We start from the raw sequence: 20,714 nt of genomic DNA, 5'->3' as shown, positions 1-20,714 counted from the left end.
CCTCCTTCAATCCAAAGTCGCCCATCCCGGCGGATAATCGTTTTGACCTTGCACGTTATCGCACAAGGTCAAAGCTGTGGGCCGGAGCCTCCTTATCCAACTGCTCCAGCACCGTATTGACGAACAAAGTGAGCAAATTCAATGCGCCCTGGTAACCGATCACCGGATACCGCTGCAGATGATGGCGGTCAAAGATCGGGAAGCCTACCCGCAGCAAAGGCACCCCGGCTTCCTTCGCGGCATATTTCAGATGGCTGCTGCCGACGGCCAGATCCACCGGCTCTTGAAACAACAGGGAACGCATATGCCAGAGGTCGCGGCCGCAATGTACTTTTGCTTCAGCGCCGTAAGGGCTGGCGGACAGCAGCAGCCGGGCCTCTTGTTCAAATTCGGCGTCGCCGTTCGAGCAAACGATATGGACCGGTTCCATGCCAAGCTCCAGGCAAAAGCCGATCAATCCGAGCAGCATGTCGGGATCCCCAGCCATCGCCACCCGCTTGCCGTGCAAGTAATTATGCGAGTCGGTGATCGCATCGACGGTGCGGGCCCGCTCTGCCATCAAGCTTTGCGGAATCGGTCTTCCGGTCAAGCCGGCGATGGCTTCAAGCATCCGGTCGGTCGCCGTGATGCCCAGAGGGGTGTGCATGGCTTGCATCCGTTGCCCCCAACCTTCCTCCAGATAGCCGATCGTTTTGCGCAGACTGTATTTTTGGAGCGCCAGCGTCCCGGCCGCTTTCGCCGCCGCAGGCACGTCGGCCAGCCGCGTCCCGCCGTAATAGGAGTTGTAAGACCCTTCCGCGCCGGAGTCAAAATTCTCGCTGTGATCGCCCAGCACGGTGCATTCTGCGCCGAAAAGCCCCAATATGCGTTTCAGTTCGGCAAAATTACCGGTGTAGGGTTCGAATCCGAGCAAAACGTTCAATTTCCCGCCGACGCCGGCAACCTCGCCTTTATCGTTAGCGCGATCGTATAAATAGCTGAGAATCGCCTTTAGCATATTGTCGTACCCGTTAATATGGGAGCCGGAAAAGCTGGGCGTATTGGCAAAAGGAATCGGCATCCCTTCCGGCAGCACCCCCTCTCTGCGGGCGTTCCCGATAAAGGCGGACAGGTCGTCGCCGATCACCTCGGCCATGCACGTTGTGCTCATCGCAACCATTTCGGGCTTGTAAAGCGCGATGCTCGTTTCCAGTCCGTCGATCAGGTTCCGCATGCCGCCGAATACTGCCCCGTCCTCGGTCATCGACGACGATACGGCGGGCACCGGCTCCTTGAAATGCCGGGCAAAATGGCTGCGGAAATATGCGGTGCAGCCCTGCGAGCCATGGATGAACGGCAGCGTCTTCTCGAAACCGAGCGCCGCCATCACTGCCCCCAGCGGCTGGCAGGCCTTCGCAGGATTGACGACGACGGCTTGCCGCCCGAAATTTTTGTCCATGTACTCTTTCGAGCGGCTATATGCCGCGGTCTGCAGCACCTCTTCCTCCGGACAAGCATTTTCGAACTCGCGTTTCCGCTCCCGCTGCCGGACGTATTTTTCGTTGTCGAACAGCTTGTTGTGGTCTAAGAACAACCCGGATTCGCTCATACCGTCACCTCCTCGCGCTGCGACGCTTTGACCAATTTCCATACCGGGCTGTTAATGGCCATATCCATGTCGCGGGCGAATATTTTAAAACCGTCAAAGCCGTGGTAGGGTCCGCTGTAATCCCAGGAGTGCATTTGCCGGAACGGGATGCCCATTTTGTGGTACACGTATTTTTCCTTGACGCCGGCCCCCATCAAATCGATATCGAGCTTCTGCGCCAGTTCCTCCAGCTCATAGGCTCCGGGATCATCCATCAGGATCGTCGCTTGGCGCAGCTCGGGGATCGTTTTTATATAATCGTCCTTATGGGCGAATTCGTAACCGGTGGCCACGATTTCCATTCCCAAATCCTCGTAGGCTCCGATCGTGTGGCGGGCCCGCAGGCCTCCGACCAGCAGCATCACCTTTTTGCCTGCAAGCCGCGGGCGGTATTTGGCGATCACCGCGTCCATTTCGCCTTGATAGCGGGCGATCACCTTTTCGCAGTTGGCCCGAATCGTTTCATCGAAATGAGCGGCGATGGTCCGCAGGCTTTCGATCGTTTTGGTCGGACCGAAAAAATTGTATTCCAACGACGGGATTCCATACTCCCGCTCCATCACCTCGCACATATAGTTCATGGAGCGGAAGCAGTGGATCAGGTTCAGCTTGGCTTTATGCGCGGTCATAATTTCCTGAAGCGTGCCGTCGCCGGACCACTGCCCGATGACCCTGAGGCCCATTTCCTCCAGCAGAATCCGCGAAGCCCAGGCATCGCCGCCGATATTGTAATCGCCGATGATGTTGACGTCGTAAGGGCCGCATTCCTTCAGCTCCGCCCGGCCCATCACAAAATCGCGGATGGCGTCGTTGGCGATATGATGGCCCAGCGATTGGCTGACGCCGCGAAAACCTTCGCAGCGGACCGGCACGATCGGGATACCCAGTTCCTTGCTCATTTTTTTGGCTACCGCTTCGATGTCGTCGCCGATCAGGCCGACCGGACATTCCGACTGGATGGTAATCCCTTTCGCCAGCGGGAACATCTCCTTGATCTCCCGGCAAATGACCTCCAGCTTCTTGTCGCCGCCAAACACGATATCCGTCTCCTGAAAATCGCTGGTCACCTGCATCGCCGTAAAATTGTCGATGCCCAGCATGCCGCTGGCGTAATTCCGCCGCGTGCCCCAGCTGTATTGCCCGCAGCCGATCGGCCCATGGCTGATGTGGACCATGTCCTTGATCGGCCCCCACACCACGCCTTTGGAGCCGGCATAAGCGCAGCCGCGGATCGTCATGACGCCCGGCCGCGATTTGACGTTGGATTTGATCGCGCATTTGCCGCAATCCTGCTTGTAGTCCTCCTCCATGACTTCATAGTGACGCTTGCGCTCTTTCTTGGCTTTCTCCGGGAAGATGTCCAGCATCTCCTCGACAAGCTGCTTATTGTGGACCACGTCCGTCGTTCCCATTCTCCAACCTCCCGCTCCCCGTTTTATCTAGAAAAAGCACTTCCCGTTATTGCCGCGCCGCGTTTACAACGCGGCTTTCATTGGGCTGATGGCGGCCTCCTCGTTTTCGATGACTCCGAACTCCATCAGCAGATCCTCCAGCTCCTCCATACTGATCGGCGTTGGAATCGTCAGCCTGTCGTTGTGCAGAATTTTGTCGGCCAGCTTCTCGTATTCGGCAGCCTGGGTATGGGCTTCGTTATATTGGGTTACGGTCATGCGCCGCAGCTCGGCATGCTGCACCACATTGTCCCGCGGAACGAAGTGGATCATTTGCGTATTCAACCGGCGGGCAAGCTCGGTAATCAGCTCATCCTCACGGTCCGTGTTCCGGCTGTTGCAGATCAGGCCGCCGAGCCGGACGCCGCCGCTGTTGGCGTATTTCAAAATGCCGCGGGCAATATTGTTGGCTGCGTACATCGCCATCATTTCGCCGGAACATACGATGTAGATTTCCTCCGCTTTTTTCTCGCGGATCGGCATCGCAAAACCTCCGCAAACGACATCGCCCAACACGTCGTACGATACGAAATCCAAGCCGTCGTACGCGCCTTCCTCCTCCAAAAAGTTGATCGCCGTGATAATGCCGCGCCCTGCGCAGCCGACACCGGGCTCCGGGCCGCCGCATTCCACGCATTGAATGCCGCCGAATCCTTCCTGAATCACGTCCGCCAGCTCCAGGTCCTCGACCGATCCGCGTTCCGCGGCCAAGTGCAATACGGTTTGCTGCGCTTTCGTGTTGAGGATCAGCCGGGTGGAGTCGGCTTTCGGGTCGCAGCCGACGATCATGATTTGTTGATTGAACTTTTTGGCCAGTTGGGCCAGCGTATTTTGCGAAGTCGTGGATTTCCCGATTCCGCCTTTTCCGTAAAACGCGATTTGTCTCATAGTGATGACCTCCATTTATATTGAATTTCAATAGCAACATCGCTTACGAACCCGCCAGCGGCTCAACTTCATGACTCACGGATTGCTGGCGCAGATAACGTTCAAATTTGGCGTACTCCAGAATCAGTTCCTCGGCATGGCCAGGTTTGACCACCGGGATGATTCCGGCCGCTTTCAGCTTCGCTTCGGGCACTTTGCCGATGCCGGCCGAAAACAACACGGCGCAATCGCTTAAGTCGGCGATGATTTCCCGCAGCGTAGCCGCCTTGTCGCCGTTGCAACTGGCCCGGCCCTGGCAGTAGGCCTGCACCTTGCGGATGCCGAGGAAGGCGACGCTCTCTCCGTCGGTTTCATACACCATAAACTCTTTAGCGTGGCCGAAATGCAGGTTCACCCGGCCTTCGCCCCGGGAAGCCACCGCCGCCCTCAGCCGGTAGCCGCTGCTGCCTCCCGCTCCCGGCGCACAAGCACAACCGCTGCGCTGCGACTTGCGTCCGGCGCCCGCTTTGGCCGCTATGCGTTCCTTCAGCAGGTTGACCTTCACCTCCAGATCGCTTTGCAGCCGCTTGCGAGCCGTAAGATCGAGCCGGGGAGCGGACTCCAGCTTCTCCCAGGTAAATTCGCCGCTGCGGTCCTCTCCAAGCAGACCGATCGCATCCGCGCGGCACTGCCGGCAGTGCCGCATGATCAATGCCCCTTCATCTCCGCACGCCGCCTGAACCGCGTGCAGCAGCTTGGGGGACGGCGGCTGTCGCCTTTCCAGCTCATATCGGCTGCCCGGAGCGATGATTAAAGGCATGATGTTATGCATGAAAGCTCCCAGCTCTTTCACCATCCGCGAAACGGCCGGCAGATGTTCATCATTGACCCCCGGGATCAGCACGGAGTTTACCTTGACCAGCACCCCTCTTTCGCTTAAGGCTTTCAACCCCAGCAGCTGCCGTGATATCAACAGACTTGCGGCTGCTTTTCCTTCATATTTGCGTCCTGCTTCTTCGTCGTATACCCAGCCGTAAATCCGGCTGCCGATATCCGGATCCACCGCATTGATCGTAATCGTGACATGGGCGATCCCCAGTTCGATAATTTGTTCGATGTGCTTCATTAAGGTTAAACCGTTTGTGCTTAAGCAAAGCGTGACATCCGGAACGGCTTCTTTGACTTCCCGGAACGTCTGAAACGTCTTGTCGGCATTGGCCAAAGGGTCGCCCGGACCGGCAATGCCAACGACGGACAACTGCAGGAGCTGTGCGGCGACGCCCGCGACTTTCCGGACGGCTTCCTCCGGGGTCAGCAATTCGCTGACGACGCCGGGTCTGCTCTCGTTTACGCAATCGAACTTCCGATTGCAGTAATGGCATTGAATGTTGCAAGCCGGAGCCACCGGAACGTGCATCCGCGCAAAATAGCGGTGCGCCTCCTCGCTGTAGCAAGGATGCCTGGCGATATCCCCGCTGACAGATGGACAGGCGGCTTCGCTTGTCGAATTCATACAGTTCTCCCCTTCCCTTTGACGGATGTCAGCTTTTCAAAGCTACAGGCCTGTATCTTTTGAATAAACTGTAAAAATTTATCTTTATCATAGGTTTGTGTAAAAGTAACGTCAATTAACATATCATCAATTTCCCGTATTATCCCGGCGAGTTAACAAATGAGACATAATTTGCGTTATGTTTGTTTACACGGTGATAACATGGATTCGGTTACATTTTCGATTCTCAATCGCAAAACGCAAAAAAACCCCTCAGGTTTGCCGTGTATCCTTTCACGGAATAACCAGAGGGGATTCTATTGTTCTGTCTATGCTTGATGTGGTTGGATTCGGTCCGCTTAGCTTACCACTTCAGCCGTTTCGGAGGGCAGCAAAATTTCAAAGACTTTGCCGTGCTGCAGGATCGTAATGCCTCTTGTTTTATCTTTCATCACGACGACTTCCGGTTTGGCCGACATCCGTTCCAGATAGTGCTCGGGCACCTCGCCGGAGTCGCTAACGACTAAACCTTCCACTTCACGTTCATCGTTTTCGCCAAGCTGCAGGTCAATCACTTGCTCAAACACGTCCGAAAACTGTTCGAAGCTATCGGTGTAAACAGAAATGCATCTCATGGGGTCTCTCATCCTCTACTATCGTTATCTTTTTTTGTCGCGCTTTTCTTATTTTTTCTGACTTGCGGCGTTTTCATACGTTTCTTGCCTTCGCGGCATACATCAAGCAGCGGGCAAACTTCGCATTGCGGGTTTTGCGCCTTGCAGTGATATCTTCCGAAAAAAATGAGGCGATGATGCGTTAAGGTCCACTCTTCCCTCGGCACCCGCTTCATCAATTTTTTCTCCACTTCGAGGACGGAATCGTCCCACCCCGCCAATCCTAGCCGTTTGCTGACACGCTCCACATGCGTATCGACCGCAATCGCCGGCACGTCAAAAGCATTGGAAACGACGACGTTGGCGGTCTTTCGCCCGACGCCGGGCAGCTCCACCAGCCGTTCGTGTTCCCTTGGCACCTCGCCGCCGTACTGCTCCAGCAAAATGCGACACAGGTTTTGGATATGCTTCGCTTTGCTGCGGAACAAACCGATTTTTCGGATATCCTGCTCCAGTTCCTCCAGCGGAACCGAAACATAATCTGCGGGAGTTTTGTACTTCCGGAACAAATCGGCCGTGACCTTGTTCACGGTCGCATCGGTGCACTGCGCGGACAGGAGCACGGCAATCGTGAGCTCAAAGGCATTCTCGTGATTCAGCTCGCAGCGCGCATCCGGAAACATGGCACCGATCGTGTCCAAAATATGACGGACAGTTGCCGCGTTCATGTCTCCACCCCTTTTCATGTATGGTACCGGCGCAATGATTCTCCCCGAGAAAAAACCGCCTTGGTCGGGAAACATCCCGCATCAAGACGGTTGATCTCACGAAAAAATGATTATTGCTTTTCGACTTCAACCAGCTTGTCTCCGTTGAAATACAAAACAATTTTATCATTTTCCTTCAGCGATTGCACGGATATTGTCGTGTCACCTTGGTGAATATACGTATTTGCGGTTACCGCAAAGCGATAGTTGTTATCCGACAGATTGGATCTGAGCACGATAATCTCTTTGCTCACTCCGTCGTAACGAGAGAATTTGCGTTCCTGAGGGGTCAACACTCTCACAACAACCGAGCCGTTCGTGTCCTTGCGGACCTCTACATGATCGGAATTGGTCAATGAAGTCGAACTCGTGCTGACTTCGGTCCCGCGTTGTACCTTAATGCCGCTCGAAAGCGAATACGTCTCCAAGGCGCCGGTGAAGGATTTCACCGTCAAGGTGGAGCCTTCCACGCTTTGCACTTTGCCCAGTGTTAGCTTCACGACCTGCAGCGAGACCGCCGTTTGGCCGCTGAACACGACGTTGATCGTTTGACCGGCCGTCAAATCGCTCACTCGGATCGCTCCGCCGTTTTCGCCCAGCAAGACGGCTTGATCGACATAGAACTCGCTGGTTACCCCATTCGCCGTCGCTCGGATCCGGCTGTTCGTCGTATTCACCGAAGATACCTCGAATTGAATCGCCGACTTCACCGCCAGCGTTTGCAGCGCATCCTGGTTCGAGCTCAGCATAGCGGTCACGGCGTCGCCGGCCTTGACGTCAGCCAAAGTTGCACTGGCTTTGCCGTAAATGCTGATCGAAGGAGTTGTTCCCTGATAAGGAATTTCTACCGTTTTTCCGCTCGCCAGCATGATCGTGATTTTCTTGGATGTCGTATTGGCCGAGACGAAAGTCCCTTCATATTTGTAGGTGACCTTAAGGTCGACGACGCGTGAGCCCACGACCGTCAAGTCGATTCTGCGCCCTTTGGACAGCAGCGACTCCAGACCCGACAACGTCGGCGACGTCGAATTATATTCGTATTTCGTTTTTTCGTCAATCACGAACACATACGGCTTCTCGGCGGAATCCATGACGGTCAAGGCTTTCGTCTTGGCATCGTAATTGATGACGGTTGCATTCGCCAACGGTTCGGATTGACGCCCGGTCACGACGATTTTGGTCACTTCATCATCCGGATTCAGCGTCATTTCCACTTTGTCCCCGCCGTTTTCGTCGGTAATCAAATCGTCCAGTCCGGCATCAACAACGCCGTTGATTTGCACGGCGACGTTTTTCGCCAGCCGTTTGATTTCATCGCGCCCGCTGGCATTCGTATAGCTTAGCAAGGTGTCGCCCACAAGGTCCAGCAGCGTACCGGTCACCGTCCGCTCCGTCGCTTGGGTAACCTCCAGCGATGTCAGCACGCTATCCTTGACGGTATAATTGACGGCTGCCCCTTCTTTCACTTCGCCCATTTGATTAAGCCGCTGACTTTGATACAGCAGAATCGTATTATCGTCAAACTTGAATACTTCTTCGGTTCCGCTCGGAGATTTAACCGTTACGGTTTTCCCGGTGAGATCCACCTTCGTTACCGTTCCGCTCCCGGACTTGTTTACCAGCGCCGATTGCACCTGCACGATCACCGGCTTCTTCTCCGCCGTAAACGTTTCGCGCTGCACGACAACCGTGCTTTCCGGTGTGAGGTCGGTCGCCTTAATAGCGTTGCCGTTCATGTCGAGGAAGGCCGTGCTGCTGTCGTAAGTATATGTCACCGAGTCATTGTTCACGAGGAGCAGCATGCGGTTCCCGCTCAGCATGCGCAGCAGCGTTCCTTCCGTACGTTCCAGCTGCTGCTGCGGATCCGTGACTTCCACGTAGGCGGCCGATCCCACTTTGTCTACCGCCAGCACTTTCGTATACAGCTTCAGGCCGCTTTGGGCGATTTTCGTTTCGGAATCCTTCGTGAAATAAACGGTACGGCTATCGAGCGTAAAATTCTTCAATTGACCGTTCGCATAAAGGGTCAGCTTGTTATCGGCCAACTGGGTCACGATGCCTTCGTATACGTTGGCATAACCCGGATTCACGTAATCTCCGCCGCGGCTGAAGAAGGTGGCGATTTGCGCCCGCGTCACTTTGCCGAGCGGATCAAAGCGGTTGCCTTCGACCCCTTTGGTGAGATTCAACTGAACGGCAACGTTTACGTAACCCCGGGCGTTCGCGGAAATGCTGGACTGATCGGCAAACCCCGTGGATTTCGTAGCCGAAGCCTTTGCTTCCGCATCCTTGCCCAGGGCGCGCACGATAATTTTGGCTACCCATTCGCGCGAAGCCTTTTTCTCGCCCCAAGACTCGTTGTCTTTGATGGAGGCGATTTCTTCGTTTTTGTCGAGGAGATTTTTGGATAAGGCCAGTTCAAGATACGGCTTGAAATAGTTGCCGACCTTCAGGTCCGACGGTACGCCGGAGCCATTGCCAAGCTGAGCATCCAGGTTCATGAAGCGGATCGCCATGGTGATCGCTTCCTGCTGAGTCACGTTGTCGCCCGGCCGGAATTTTCCGGCATCTCCGAGAATGATGCCTTCGGCCGCCAGTTTGTATATATGTTTCTCCGCCCAAAATCCGTTCTGTACGTCGCTAAACAGGGATACCGCCGACACGTTTTGCGTGGTGTTCACGGTTGTCGCCTCATCGGCAAAAGCTGCGCCGGCCCCGCCCAGGAACATCGCCGACACGAGCATGGTGGATACTGCTCTTTGGGTATTACGTCTAAATGTACGCTTGAATGATGCCATCAAATTCTCCCTTTCTACAAAAAGATCTCTTTATTCATGTTCGACGACGGGTAGGCGAGTTCCTTCAAAATTCTTTAATTTCTTGACATCGGATGCGTAAGTTCGACATGCCCCATCAGCGTATCGACCGCTTGGCCGTCCACCAGCAACTCGATGGCTTGGACTTCGGCAAATTGGAACAATGTATTTCTCAACGCATTGATGGCCAGCGCTTCGCCGCCGGCGCCAAGACGCGCCTCGTCAGGCAGCGACATATCGACCGTCAGCGTGCCGTCCGCGAGCGAAGCCGAACGGAACTCCGCTTTGCCCCACAGCGGAAACAGCTTCGCGTCTCCGCTCGTTTGCAGCGCCTTCAATGCAGCCAAGTATTTGTCCTGATCCGCCTGAAAGGAAATTTCCTTGCTTACTTTAGTCAATTCGAGCATCTGGTCGTCGGTAAAAAACGTATCGATCGCTTCGGACTTAGGTTCGGGCTTCTGGCTATCCCCAGCCCCCTGAATCGGATCCGGATTTTGAGGCTCCGACACGCCGGGTGCCTGAACATTTTGCTGGTTCGCCCCCGCGTTCTCAGCCCCGGTTTCCGGAGAGGCCTGCGGCTTTTGCCCGCAGCCGCTGCTGAAGACGAGCAGAAGAACCAATACTCCCAAGATAAGGCTTTTTCTGTTCACGGTTGCTTCCTCCTTCTTCCTCCGTTAGTTCAAGCCGAGGTATTCTTTGATACCGTCGACGATGCCTTGAGCTACTTTGTTTCGGTATTCATCGGTTGCCAGCAGCGCATCGTCGCTTTTATTGCTTAAGTACCCGCATTCCAACAGCACGGCCGGCATAGTTGTCTCCCGCGTTACGTGCAGGCTTTGCGTACGGACCTTCCGATCGGCCAGGCCGGAGGCTTGGACCAAATGCTTATGCATCACGTTAGCCAGGCTCTTGCTCTCCGAGCGGGTGTAATAGGTTTCCACCCCGCTGGCCGTGGCGGAGCCGGAATTCGCATGGACGGAAATAAAGATGTCCGCGCCCGCGTTTTCGGCGACTTTCACCCGATCTTGTAACGTCGGATAAGTATCGCCGGTGCGCGTCAGCACCAAGTTGATGTTGGGATCGTTCTGAAGCAGTTGTTGTACTTTCAGAACCACTGCGAGGTTGAAGTCCTTTTCCTTCTTCTTCGTCACGCTGATCGCGCCCGGATCGCTGCCGCCATGGCCGGCGTCCAGCACGACCGTTTTCAAGCCGCTGCCGCCTGACGTTCCTCCCTGGGCGGGGTCCACGTTCAAATTCACGATAATAAGTCCGTCGTTCTCGTTGATCAGCTGGTAGTTGACCTTTTGGTTCAAGTCCAGCACGACCCGCACAGTAGAAGGATTGCTGCTGAACAGCGCGTATCTTACTTTGGAGACATCGGGATAATCCGTAATGTCGATCGATCCGCTTTTATTGCCGTCAAGCGGCTGGCCGTTCGCCAGCGTCTCGGCGAATTGGGTTTGCGGCAGATCAATCACCAGCCGTTCCGGACCGCTCATGGTAAAAATACTCGGCGTAACATTTTTGTCAACCGCGATCATCAGGCTATTGTTACTGAAGCTGATGCCGGTGAACGTGGCTAAGCTGCCGTTATCGCCCGGCGGCACCGGCGTGCCGGGCTGCTGCGTTCCATTGCCCGTATCCGTTCCCGAGCCGGCATTGCCGGCATTGCCGCTCCCGCTGCCGGAGTTCGGGGTCGTCAAATAGGCCGCTTTGGCCGAATTATCCCAAGAAACCGCAAGTCCCATCTGCTCCCCGACAAAACGCATCGGTACGAGCGTCGTATCCTCGGCGAGCTTCGGAGCGATCGGCAGTTTGACCTCGCTGCCGTTCACGGCGGCCGTTGTTTTATTGACGTTGAGAATAAGCGTTGTACCCGATTGCTGTATGGTTACCGTGCCCGTCTTTTTCTCCCAGTTGACGTCAAAACCCAGCTCCTCCGCGACGACACGAATTGGAATCATCACATTTCCATTCACATTTTGAACTTGTCCGTTTTTGGGCAAAGCGAGCGCTTTCCCGTCCAAATAAATGCTTGTACTGCCCGCCGCCGCATGTCCCATCTGCGCGAACAGGAACAAAAACATCCATGCGAACATGAGCGCCGCCAATCCTTTTTTCTTCATCCGTCACCCCTACCATCCTAGAATTTTTGCCTTATGATGACCGATGAGTTTTCTTCCCTTGCTTCGACATCACCAGACGACATATTAGACGCCCCGAGCCTTGAAAAGTTGCGAAATTATGCCATTTTTCTGCTTAACATTTGCCAGCTCTTCCTATGAAAATCCTGAATTTCCTGAAAACAGGAGAGGTAGCCTCACAACATTTAGCTCATTCTGGAGAAGCCGGAACTTGATTGCGAAGCATGGAAGTGCAGCTCATTTGGCGCCGCGAGCAGAGATATGGAAAACAGCCCGGCAAATCTGCGGAACGCGATTCGCCGGGCTGCTTATTAAATTTTTGGCTGGTGAACGCAGTAGTAAGCGCGTAAGAACATTTCACACGGCGGCCGCCGGCCGCTCAAAAATGCGGGTAAGCTTATGATCTGGTCATCGGATGCTCCAGATCGACATGCCCCATCAAGGATTCCACTTGTTGTCCGTCAACGGTCAGCTCGATTTGCTTCACCTCGTCGAACTGGAACATGGTGTTCTTCAACGCTTCCAGGGCCAGCGATTCTCCGCCTGCTCCCAACCGCGCTTCATCCGGCAACGTGATATCGATCGTCAGCTGTCCATCGGCTTCGGAGAAAGCGACCTTGTTCAGCACAACCTTTTCCCATAAGGCAATCAATCCGCTATCCGCCGTCTGCAACGCCTTAAAAGCTTCTTCATATTTGGAATGCCCGGCAGGAACCTCAATGTCCCGCGATATCTGCTGCAACTCCAGAAGGTTATCGTCGGTAAAAAAGACTTTGATCGGCAGCTTGCTGGACGCCGGTGTTTGCGGCTCCTCCACGGTTTCATCGGATTCGCCATCGCCGTTTCCGGCTCCCTGCACCTCTTCGGGCTTCGCGGCCTCCCCGTTTCCATGGGCGCCCTCCGCGATATTCGTATCGCTCCCGGCACCCGCCGGCGAAGCCGCGGGTTTGTTCCCGCATCCCGCAGCCAGGCCCAGCAGGGCGATCAACGTCAAAATCATCCCTATTTTTCTCATGCGGCCTACCCCCTTATCGTTTCATCCACTGTCATCACAAGCCCAGATACTCCTTGATCCCTGCGACGATGCCTTCGGCAACGCGCTGCTGGAGCTCCTCGGTGTACATGGCGGATTCGTCGTTTTTGTTGCTGAGATATCCAACCTCTAAGAGAACGGCCGGCATCTTCGTCTCCCGGGTAACGTGCAGGCTGCTTTTTCTGACGCTGCGGTCCTTGAAGCCTGTGGCCTCGACCAGATGACGATGCATCACATTGGCCAGCGGGATGCTCTCGTCCCGCGAGTAATACGTCTCGGAACCGCTTGGATTGCTCGGCGGATCAATACTGTTTCCGTGAATCGAGACGAACAGGTCGGCATGGATGTCGTTGGCCACTTTTACCCGGTCCTGAAGCGACATCGTTACGTCCGTGGTACGGGTCAACACGAAATCGATATTCGTCTCCTGTTTCAACAGTGCTTCTACCTTCAAGGCAACGGCAAGGGTGAAGTCTTTTTCCTGCCGTTTCGTTATGCTGATCGCCCCCGGCTGGCTTCCGCCGTGTCCTGCATCGATGACGACGATTCTCTTGCCGTTTGCTCCAAGCCCGTTGCCGGGTGCAGCGGCATCTGCCGTCAAATCGACGGTAACCAGACCGTCATGGTTGTTGATCACTTGGAAATGCGTGCTGTGATTTAAATCGACCACGATCCGAATGGTGGACGGCGCCGTGCTGAATAACGAATAGCGAATTTTCGACACGTCCGGATAATCGGTTACCGCCAGTTCGCCCTTTTGCGTCGCGTCCAGCGGAAATGCATCCCCGAAATGCTCGGCGAAGCCGGCGTTCGGAATATCGATGACGAGCCGGTCCGGCCCGGTCATAGCGAACACGTTCGGCTCTACGCTACCCGTTACGGCAAACATCAAGCGGTTTTCGCTAAAGGTGATGCCGTTGATCGAAGCCAACGGACTATTACCCGGCGTGGCCGGAACTTCCGGCGTATATGTATTCGAATCGTCAACGACCGGCGGCGGAACCGTACCGGACGAGCCGTCGCTTCCCTCTAGCGCCCCGCTGCCGCTCCCGGGGACTACGCCTCCGGCGGTACCGCCGTCAGGACTATATAAATAGGCGGCTTTGGTGTCGTTGTTCCAACTGACCTTCAGCCCCATCTGCTCTCCTACGAAACGCAGCGGAACCAGTGTGGTATCCCCCTGCAAGAACGGAGCTCCGTTCAGTTTGATTGTCTTGTCACCGACAATGGCCGTTTCCTGCCCGATGGCCAATCGCAGCTCGGTGCCTTCCTGCGTAATGGTCACGGTTCCGCTCTTCTTCTCCCAAGAGACATCGTATCCAAGACCTTCCACGATCACCCGAATCGGAACCATGACGTTGCCCTTCACGTTCCCGGCCTGGGCGCCGGGCGGCTGCACCAACTCCTGATCGTCCAAATAGATGTGCGTACCGGACGAAGCGGCTGAAGCGGCTGAAACATCTTTCACCATACCCGGAAAAACCAGCAAACACAACATCACAACCATGATAAAACCGAGTTTCTTCATTCGTTTATCCCTGCCCCACCCTCGTAATTTACCGGATCAAGACCGTATTTCGCGGACGCGCCTTACCCTTGGCCTCCTTGACAAAATCCCGTCAATAATCGCAAAACGTTGCTAATTACTTCCATAATATCAGAAAATCCACCATACCGATAGACTTATATTTTCATAGAAAGACAAAAAAACTCCCGGCTATCAAGCTAGCCGGGAGCCTCTGTTCGCCAAATTACCGCAAGACGGCGTTAGGCGAATTTCTTCTTCTCGTATGCCGAGATCAAATCCGCATGCTGGAGCGTCAAGCCGATGTCGTCCAGACCCTGCAGCAAAAACTGGCGACGATGTTCATCCAGGTCGAAGCTCAGATTTAAGCCGTATTCGTCGGTGATCGTTTTTTGCTCCAGATCGACCGTCAGTTTGTAGCCTTCATGGGCCGCCGTCCGTTGGAACAAATCCTCCACCTGCTCCTCCGACAGCTTGATCGGTAAAATGCCGTTCTTAAAGCAGTTATTGTAGAAAATATCCGCGAAGGACGGAGCGATCACGCAGCGGAAGCCGTAATCGAGAATCGCCCACGGCGCATGCTCCCGGGAGGAGCCGCAACCGAAGTTGACGCGCGAGATCAGCACGGACGCGTCCTCGTAACGCGCTTTGTTCAATTCGAATTCGGGATTGACGTTGCCTTCCGTGTCGAATCGCCATTCATAGAACAGAAACTGGCCGAATCCGGTCCGTTCGATGCGTTTCAAAAATTGCTTCGGTATAATGGCATCGGTATCGACGTTCACGCGGTCCACAGGGCCGACGATACCGGTATGTTTCACAAATGCTTCCATCGTTGATTCTCCCCTTTTCCTTGATTAGCTCAGGACTTCGCTTTTGACTTCCCATTCGCGAACGTCGACGAAACGGCCCTTGATCGCCGCCGCAGCCGCCATCGCAGGAGAAACCAGGTGCGTTCTGCCGCCGCGTCCTTGCCGCCCTTCAAAGTTCCGGTTGGAAGTGGAGGCGCAACGTTGTCCCGGCTGCAAGACGTCGGGATTCATGGCCAGGCACATGCTGCAGCCCGCCTCGCGCCATTCGAAGCCCGCTTCGACGAACACCTTGTCGAGGCCTTCTTTTTCGGCCTGAAGCTTCACGCGTCCCGAACCGGGCACGACGATCGCCGTGACTTTATCGGATACCTTGTAGCCCTTGGCGATTTCCGCCGCCGCCCGCAGGTCCTCGATCCGGCCGTTGGTGCAAGAGCCGATGAACACGTAGTCGATCTCGATGGCCGTCATCGGGGTTCCCGGCGTCAAGCCCATATATTCGATCGCCTTCTCGGCGGCCTTCCGTTCGTTATCGCTGGAGAAATCGGCCGGGTTCGGCACCCGCGCATCGATGCTTGTGCCCATCCCCGGGCTGGTGCCCCAGGTCACTTGCGGAATCAGCGAATCGACGTCGAATTCGACGACGCGGTCATACGTTGCTCCTTCATCGGAAGCCAATTGCTTCCACTCCGCCACCGCCCGTTCGAAGGCTTCACCTTGAGGAACGTGCTGCCGGCCGCGCAGGTAGGAGAACGTCGTTTCGTCCGGAGCGATCAAACCGGCCCGCGCGCCCGCTTCGATCGACATGTTGCAGACGGTCATCCGCTCTTCCATCGACAGCTCGCGGATCGCTTCGCCCGTATACTCGATAACGTAGCCGGTAGCGAAATCGGTGCCGTACTTTGCGATTACGCCAAGGATCATGTCTTTCGCCGTGACTCCCGGCTTACGCTTGCCAACGAAGCGCACTTCCAGCGTTTTCGCTTTGGCCTGCTGCAAACATTGGGTCGCCAGCACGTGCTCGACTTCGCTCGTCCCGATCCCGAAGGCCAGGGCACCGAACGCGCCGTGCGTGGACGTATGGCTGTCGCCGCAAACGATCGTTTTGCCCGGATGCGTCAGCCCGAGCTCCGGCCCCATGACGTGCACGACGCCTTGGTCGATCGTATCGAGATCGTACAAAGTGACGCCGAAGTCGCGGCAGTTTTGCGACAGCGTATCGATTTGCTGTTTGGAGATCGGGTCGCTAATGTTGTAACGGTCTTTGGTCGGAACGTTGTGGTCCATCGTCGCGAACGTCAGCTCCGGACGGCGAACCTGGCGGCCGCTAAGGCGGAGACCCTCGAATGCTTGCGGCGAAGTAACCTCATGCACGAGGTGCAAATCGATATACAAAATGCTCGGCTTGCCCTCTTCCTGATAAATGACGTGATTATCCCAAATTTTTTCATACATCGTCTTTTTGCTGCTCATTCATTTCACCCCACACAAGGATTCGAACCTGATGTCAAGGCGGAAAACCGGCTATTCCGGGCTCTTCCGGCCTTGAATGTTGAATCCAATATAACATGGCCGCGTTAATTGTTCCAAGATATAATAACTATAATTGCGATAGGTTGAAACTATAAGAAACGACGTACATTCAAAGAGGGCAGACCGCGTATAGCGGCAGTTTTTCCTGCGCTATCAACTTAAGCCCCGTTACTGAACATCAAGCGGGCGAATCTGAACCTCATCGAACCGGGAAGCCGTTGCAATGGACTTCAGCCCGATCTTGCCATGCAGGAACGGTCTATCGCTACGGTCTTCGTATTCCAACACCGGCTCGTTGCCGTTGTCGGCATAGACCGCAATTCGCGTTCCGACGGCGGTAACTTTCAGGCGAATCGATTCCCCCGCATGCGGCAGAGGGTATGCCGCGTCCGCCAGAGGCTCCGTATCGTAATCATGCTTTACGAGATGGATGCGGGCTCCGTCCGCATAAACATAATATCCCCGCAGGAAATCATCGCGGTTTTGGTTCAGCTCCAGCCCGTTCGCAGGGTCCGTAACCCGGATCAACAGGCCGCTCTGTCCGCCTTCCGCGGGTACGGCAAGGTCGGCTTCCACCGAATAATCCGTCCAGCCATATTCACCGGTTACGATTTTTGCCGGTTGCAGCGACGATGCGCGCAGATGGCCGTCCTTCACGGACCAAACTCCTTCATAACGGATCCAGCCGAAAGCGTTTTTGCCGTCAAACCCGTCCTTGAATTCCTTGACGGGCGCGAATTCGCTCGCCTCCATCCAGGCAAAATCCATGGAACCTTCCTTCACTTTCAGCTTCAGCGTTTGCAGACCGCTTTCAAGTTTCACTCCATGGAACGATACCGTCTTCCATTGCCCCGGATTCCCGGGAGGTTTCACTTCGACGGCAGGCGCCGCCTCCTTGTTCCCGTCCGAGAGGCTGAACTTGACGCCTTGCGAACCGGGGGCTATGCGAAAATGAAGGCTGTAGCTCCCTTCGCTGGATACGTTCACACGATAGCTTAAGCTTGTGCCTTCCGCCAGCTCGGCGAGGTAGTAACCGCCATTCTCGTCAGCGGCAGCGGCAGTAACCGCCTCCGCATTTTCCGCATGAACGGCATCAACTTGGCCAGGCAAGGGGGCGTAGGCCAACCGATCGCCGCTTCCGTTTACTTTATTGCTGAAGGCAGCGTATCCGAAACGGGCGTCGGTGTTTTCAGCGGCGTAACCGATTTGCCCCGCTCCGGCCGCTTCCTCCAGTTGGAGCGAGAGGAGAAGCATGCCCGCGGCATGCACGCGGACCGCTTGGTTCTGAACTTCCAGCCGCAAATTTTGCAGGGTGCCGAGATCAAGGCCGTCCGGAATCGGCTGCTTTTCCACGGCGGCGGTTTTTCCTTGCCGGTACAGCTCGGCCTTGATTTCGCGGGATTGACCATCCAGCAGAACGATGCCGTAGCTTTCATCGTCCTGATAGGAGAAAACAAGACCCGCTTTGCTTCCTTGGCTTTCCGAACGCAGCTGTACATGAAACTCCGCGGTATAGTCGGATTCGGTCCTCGGTTCCGCCAGCAGCAAGGAACGCCCTTGTTTCCCTTGAGCAGCGGCGATCAGACCTTCCGCCGCGTTCACGGACCATTCGCCTTCCCCTGTTTTTTTCCAATCATCCCCGATTTCACTTCTTTCAAATCGGTCGCTGAAGGACGGCGGCTCAGGCGCGGGTTGCGGACCCTCCGTCGGCCCGTATACCTTGAAGCGGCTTCCGTTCCAGACCAGGCGATCCATGTTCAAATGCCGGAGCGGACCGACGATACCGGGCCCCTCCAGATTGTGATACATCATATATTGCGTGTCCAAATCAGGACCGGTCACGATCGAATTGTGGCCCAGGCCCACCGTCGCACCGTCTGAATGGAGGAGTACCGGATTGCCATCAAAGCCTGCGAATCCCGTGAGCGGAGAATCGCTTACCGCCGCATTCACCCGGTAACCGTTGCTGAACACATGATTTCCTGTATAAGTCATGTAATATTTTCCGTTTCGCTTGAAAACCGTCGGACCTTCCGTCCAACCTCCCATGTAAGCCCCCGTTTGCGTTTCTCCCGGAGCGACGGTGAGCGGATCGGTCATAGGAGCGGCTTGGATCCCCATCGAGCCGGCGTAGTAAAAATACCACTTACCATCGTCATCCACGAAAGTCGAACCGTCGATCGTACGGCCGAAATTATCCGTCGCCACGCGGAATGGCCCGGTCGGCAAGTCGCTCTCCAGCACGTAATGCCCTTGACCGGCCGGTGAGGTATACATATAAAACTTCCCGTTCCAATATCTCACTTCCGGAGCATAGGCAGCCGTCGTGATCGGATCCTCCGTACACAACCCTTCATACTTCCACTCTGCCAAATCGACCGAGCTCCATACCTTAACCCCTGCGTCCGTATCTCTCGTACTTACATATAAGTAATAATATCCGTTATAGGAGAATACGAACGGATCGCCCAATCCATATTGCTCCCATTCATCAGGCAGCGTGATCGGGTTCGTATAAGTACGAATTTGGGCTGGCTGGCTTTTCGCGTCCTGCCCCATAGAGTCGCATCCGGCTCCCCCAATCCCCAAACCGATGATCAAGAGTCCCGCCCAGCACGCTTTTCTCATGGCTCTCCCCCTTAACCCTAGAGAAATTCAATCATTTGTTTTATTCCAATATTTATGTTTATTTCGAGCTGATTATACGTTCATAAATCCATTATGTCAACGTTTTCATACCGATTTTATGAATATAATAAATAAAAAAAGAGATTTTATTCTAATAATATTAGAATAAAATCTCAAGAAATAGATTCGCATGGGCCAAGAAGGCAAGTTATAACGGCCCCACAGACCTTATTGGGTATGGCTTGGCACGATATTCGCGCGTCTCCGGATTACTTCACCAAACCTCCGCGCAGTGCCATCACGACGACCTGGGTCCGGTCCTCGCAGCCAAACTTCTGCAAAATCCGGTGGACGTAGGACTTGAGCGCCGCTTTAGTTGATGGCCCGGGCGAGCACCAGCAGCGCCGGGAGCGCAAGAAATGAAGCGAGCGTCGTCCAGACGATGCATTTGGACACCAGGCCGGGAGCGGCGTCGAAGCGTTCGGCCAGCACGACAGCATTGACCGCGACCGGCATCGAGGCCAGGATGAACAGCACGGAAAACAGCGTGCCGGTAATGCCCAGCAGCTTCAAGGCTGCGTAGGCCATGATCGGCGCTATGGCCAAACGAACCGCCAGGCCCGTCCAAAATGCCGCCGGTTTCACCCGTTTGGCATCCGGGCGTCCGACCTTGGTCATTTGGGCGCCCAGGATCGTCAGCACGACCGGCGAATAGGCGTCCGCTACCATAGAAATACCCTGCTCCAGCTCGGCGGCCAGGTGCAGTCCGGCGATTTTCAAAAACACGGCTAACGCCGCCGCGTAGACCGCCGGCAAAGCAAATACGGATTTGACCGCGCTTTTCACGGAAAAGCTGGATCGCGCGGCGAAATATACGCCGACCGTATTGACGATAATCATTTGCGTAATGACGTACACCGAGGCTTTGTCCAACCCCAACTGGCCGAAGGCGAGCAGCACGAGCGGCAACCCGTAATTGGCGCTGTTCGTCAAAGTCGAGATCAGCGTCAAACCGGCGGCTTCCGGCTGATCCAGCCGGCCGACGATCCCCGCCGCCTTGGCCACGCCCCACATCAGCAGCAGATTCACCAGGGAGAAAGCGATGGTGCTGTAAAGTTCATCCGAAGTAATATGAGCGTTTCGGAGCGTGTCGAAAATGATCGCCGGACTTAACACGTACAGGTACAACGTCAGCAGGGGCTTCGTGTCCCAGGCGCGGAACCGCGCCAGAAGCGCGCCGGCGGCGACCGGGACCGACAACGGCACGATGACATGGAGCAAAGTGGACAACACGGTTTGCAGCAGGGCCGAAACCTCCTCTCTCTTTTTGCTGCCCCCTATTTTAAACTCCGTTCCTCGCATCGTCCAAGACCAGAAAGCAATACCATTGATAGCCATTGCCTATACC

General features: G+C 55.3%; 15 protein-coding genes. All 15 read right to left on the bottom strand.

Features of this window, described 5'->3' with window-relative positions:
- Positions 1-55 precede the first annotated feature (55 nt).
- Entirely contained in the window at positions 56-1,588 is a 1,533-nt protein-coding gene (gene nifK, locus ACQ4N8_RS14485; protein ID WP_430705086.1) for a nitrogenase molybdenum-iron protein subunit beta, read from the bottom strand.
- Positions 1,585-3,039 (bottom strand): nitrogenase molybdenum-iron protein alpha chain, encoded by a 1,455-nt coding sequence (nifD, locus tag ACQ4N8_RS14480; RefSeq protein WP_430705085.1) that lies wholly within the window; start codon positions 3,037-3,039, stop codon positions 1,585-1,587. Before nifD ends, nifK begins: the two co-directional genes overlap by 4 nt.
- 63 nt (positions 3,040-3,102) lie before the next feature.
- Complete coding sequence (gene nifH, locus ACQ4N8_RS14475) at positions 3,103-3,966, bottom strand: nitrogenase iron protein (protein ID WP_430705084.1); 864 nt, start codon at positions 3,964-3,966, stop codon at positions 3,103-3,105.
- A 43-nt stretch (positions 3,967-4,009) separates the two neighbouring features.
- Entirely contained in the window at positions 4,010-5,458 is a 1,449-nt protein-coding gene (gene nifB, locus ACQ4N8_RS14470; RefSeq protein ID WP_430705083.1) for a nitrogenase cofactor biosynthesis protein NifB, read from the bottom strand.
- Positions 5,459-5,796: 338 nt separating this feature from the next.
- The gene (locus ACQ4N8_RS14465; RefSeq protein WP_430705082.1) at positions 5,797-6,072 is read right to left on the bottom strand and encodes an NAD/NADP transhydrogenase alpha subunit; all 276 of its coding nucleotides are present in this window, start codon (positions 6,070-6,072) and stop codon (positions 5,797-5,799) included.
- A gap of 8 nt (positions 6,073-6,080) precedes the next feature.
- Positions 6,081-6,779, bottom strand: coding sequence for an endonuclease III (nth, locus tag ACQ4N8_RS14460; RefSeq protein ID WP_430705081.1), 699 nt, complete (start codon positions 6,777-6,779; stop codon positions 6,081-6,083).
- A gap of 110 nt (positions 6,780-6,889) precedes the next feature.
- Positions 6,890-9,616, bottom strand: a complete 2,727-nt coding sequence (locus ACQ4N8_RS14455; protein WP_430705080.1) for an S-layer homology domain-containing protein — start codon at positions 9,614-9,616, stop codon at positions 6,890-6,892.
- 74 nt (positions 9,617-9,690) lie between these two features.
- A complete protein-coding gene (locus ACQ4N8_RS14450; protein WP_430705079.1) occupies positions 9,691-10,284 on the bottom strand; it encodes a GerMN domain-containing protein in 594 nt (197 codons plus the stop codon).
- A 24-nt stretch (positions 10,285-10,308) separates the two neighbouring features.
- A complete protein-coding gene (locus tag ACQ4N8_RS14445; RefSeq protein ID WP_430705078.1) occupies positions 10,309-11,760 on the bottom strand; it encodes an N-acetylmuramoyl-L-alanine amidase in 1,452 nt (483 codons plus the stop codon).
- A 415-nt stretch (positions 11,761-12,175) separates the two neighbouring features.
- Positions 12,176-12,793 (bottom strand): GerMN domain-containing protein, encoded by a 618-nt coding sequence (locus ACQ4N8_RS14440; RefSeq protein WP_430705077.1) that lies wholly within the window; start codon positions 12,791-12,793, stop codon positions 12,176-12,178.
- Positions 12,794-12,827: 34 nt separating this feature from the next.
- The gene (locus ACQ4N8_RS14435) at positions 12,828-14,339 is read right to left on the bottom strand and encodes an N-acetylmuramoyl-L-alanine amidase (RefSeq protein ID WP_430705076.1); all 1,512 of its coding nucleotides are present in this window, start codon (positions 14,337-14,339) and stop codon (positions 12,828-12,830) included.
- A gap of 239 nt (positions 14,340-14,578) precedes the next feature.
- On the bottom strand, positions 14,579-15,169 hold the full coding sequence (gene leuD, locus ACQ4N8_RS14430) for a 3-isopropylmalate dehydratase small subunit (protein ID WP_430705075.1): 591 nt from the start codon (positions 15,167-15,169) through the stop codon (positions 14,579-14,581).
- Between the two features lie 24 nt (positions 15,170-15,193).
- Positions 15,194-16,618, bottom strand: coding sequence for a 3-isopropylmalate dehydratase large subunit (gene leuC, locus ACQ4N8_RS14425; RefSeq protein WP_430705074.1), 1,425 nt, complete (start codon positions 16,616-16,618; stop codon positions 15,194-15,196).
- A 228-nt stretch (positions 16,619-16,846) separates the two neighbouring features.
- Positions 16,847-19,306, bottom strand: a complete 2,460-nt coding sequence (locus ACQ4N8_RS14420; protein WP_430705073.1) for a family 43 glycosylhydrolase — start codon at positions 19,304-19,306, stop codon at positions 16,847-16,849.
- A 372-nt stretch (positions 19,307-19,678) separates the two neighbouring features.
- On the bottom strand, positions 19,679-20,611 hold the full coding sequence (locus tag ACQ4N8_RS14415; protein WP_430705099.1) for an AEC family transporter: 933 nt from the start codon (positions 20,609-20,611) through the stop codon (positions 19,679-19,681).
- Positions 20,612-20,714: the final 103 nt, after the last annotated feature.

It is taken from the genome of Paenibacillus macerans, from assembly GCF_050565405.1.
In the GTDB taxonomy this organism is placed as follows: Bacteria; Bacillota; Bacilli; order Paenibacillales; family Paenibacillaceae; genus Fontibacillus; species Fontibacillus macerans_B.
Note: the sequence above shows the minus strand (reverse complement) of the source record. Positions and strands in the feature narration are given on the sequence as shown.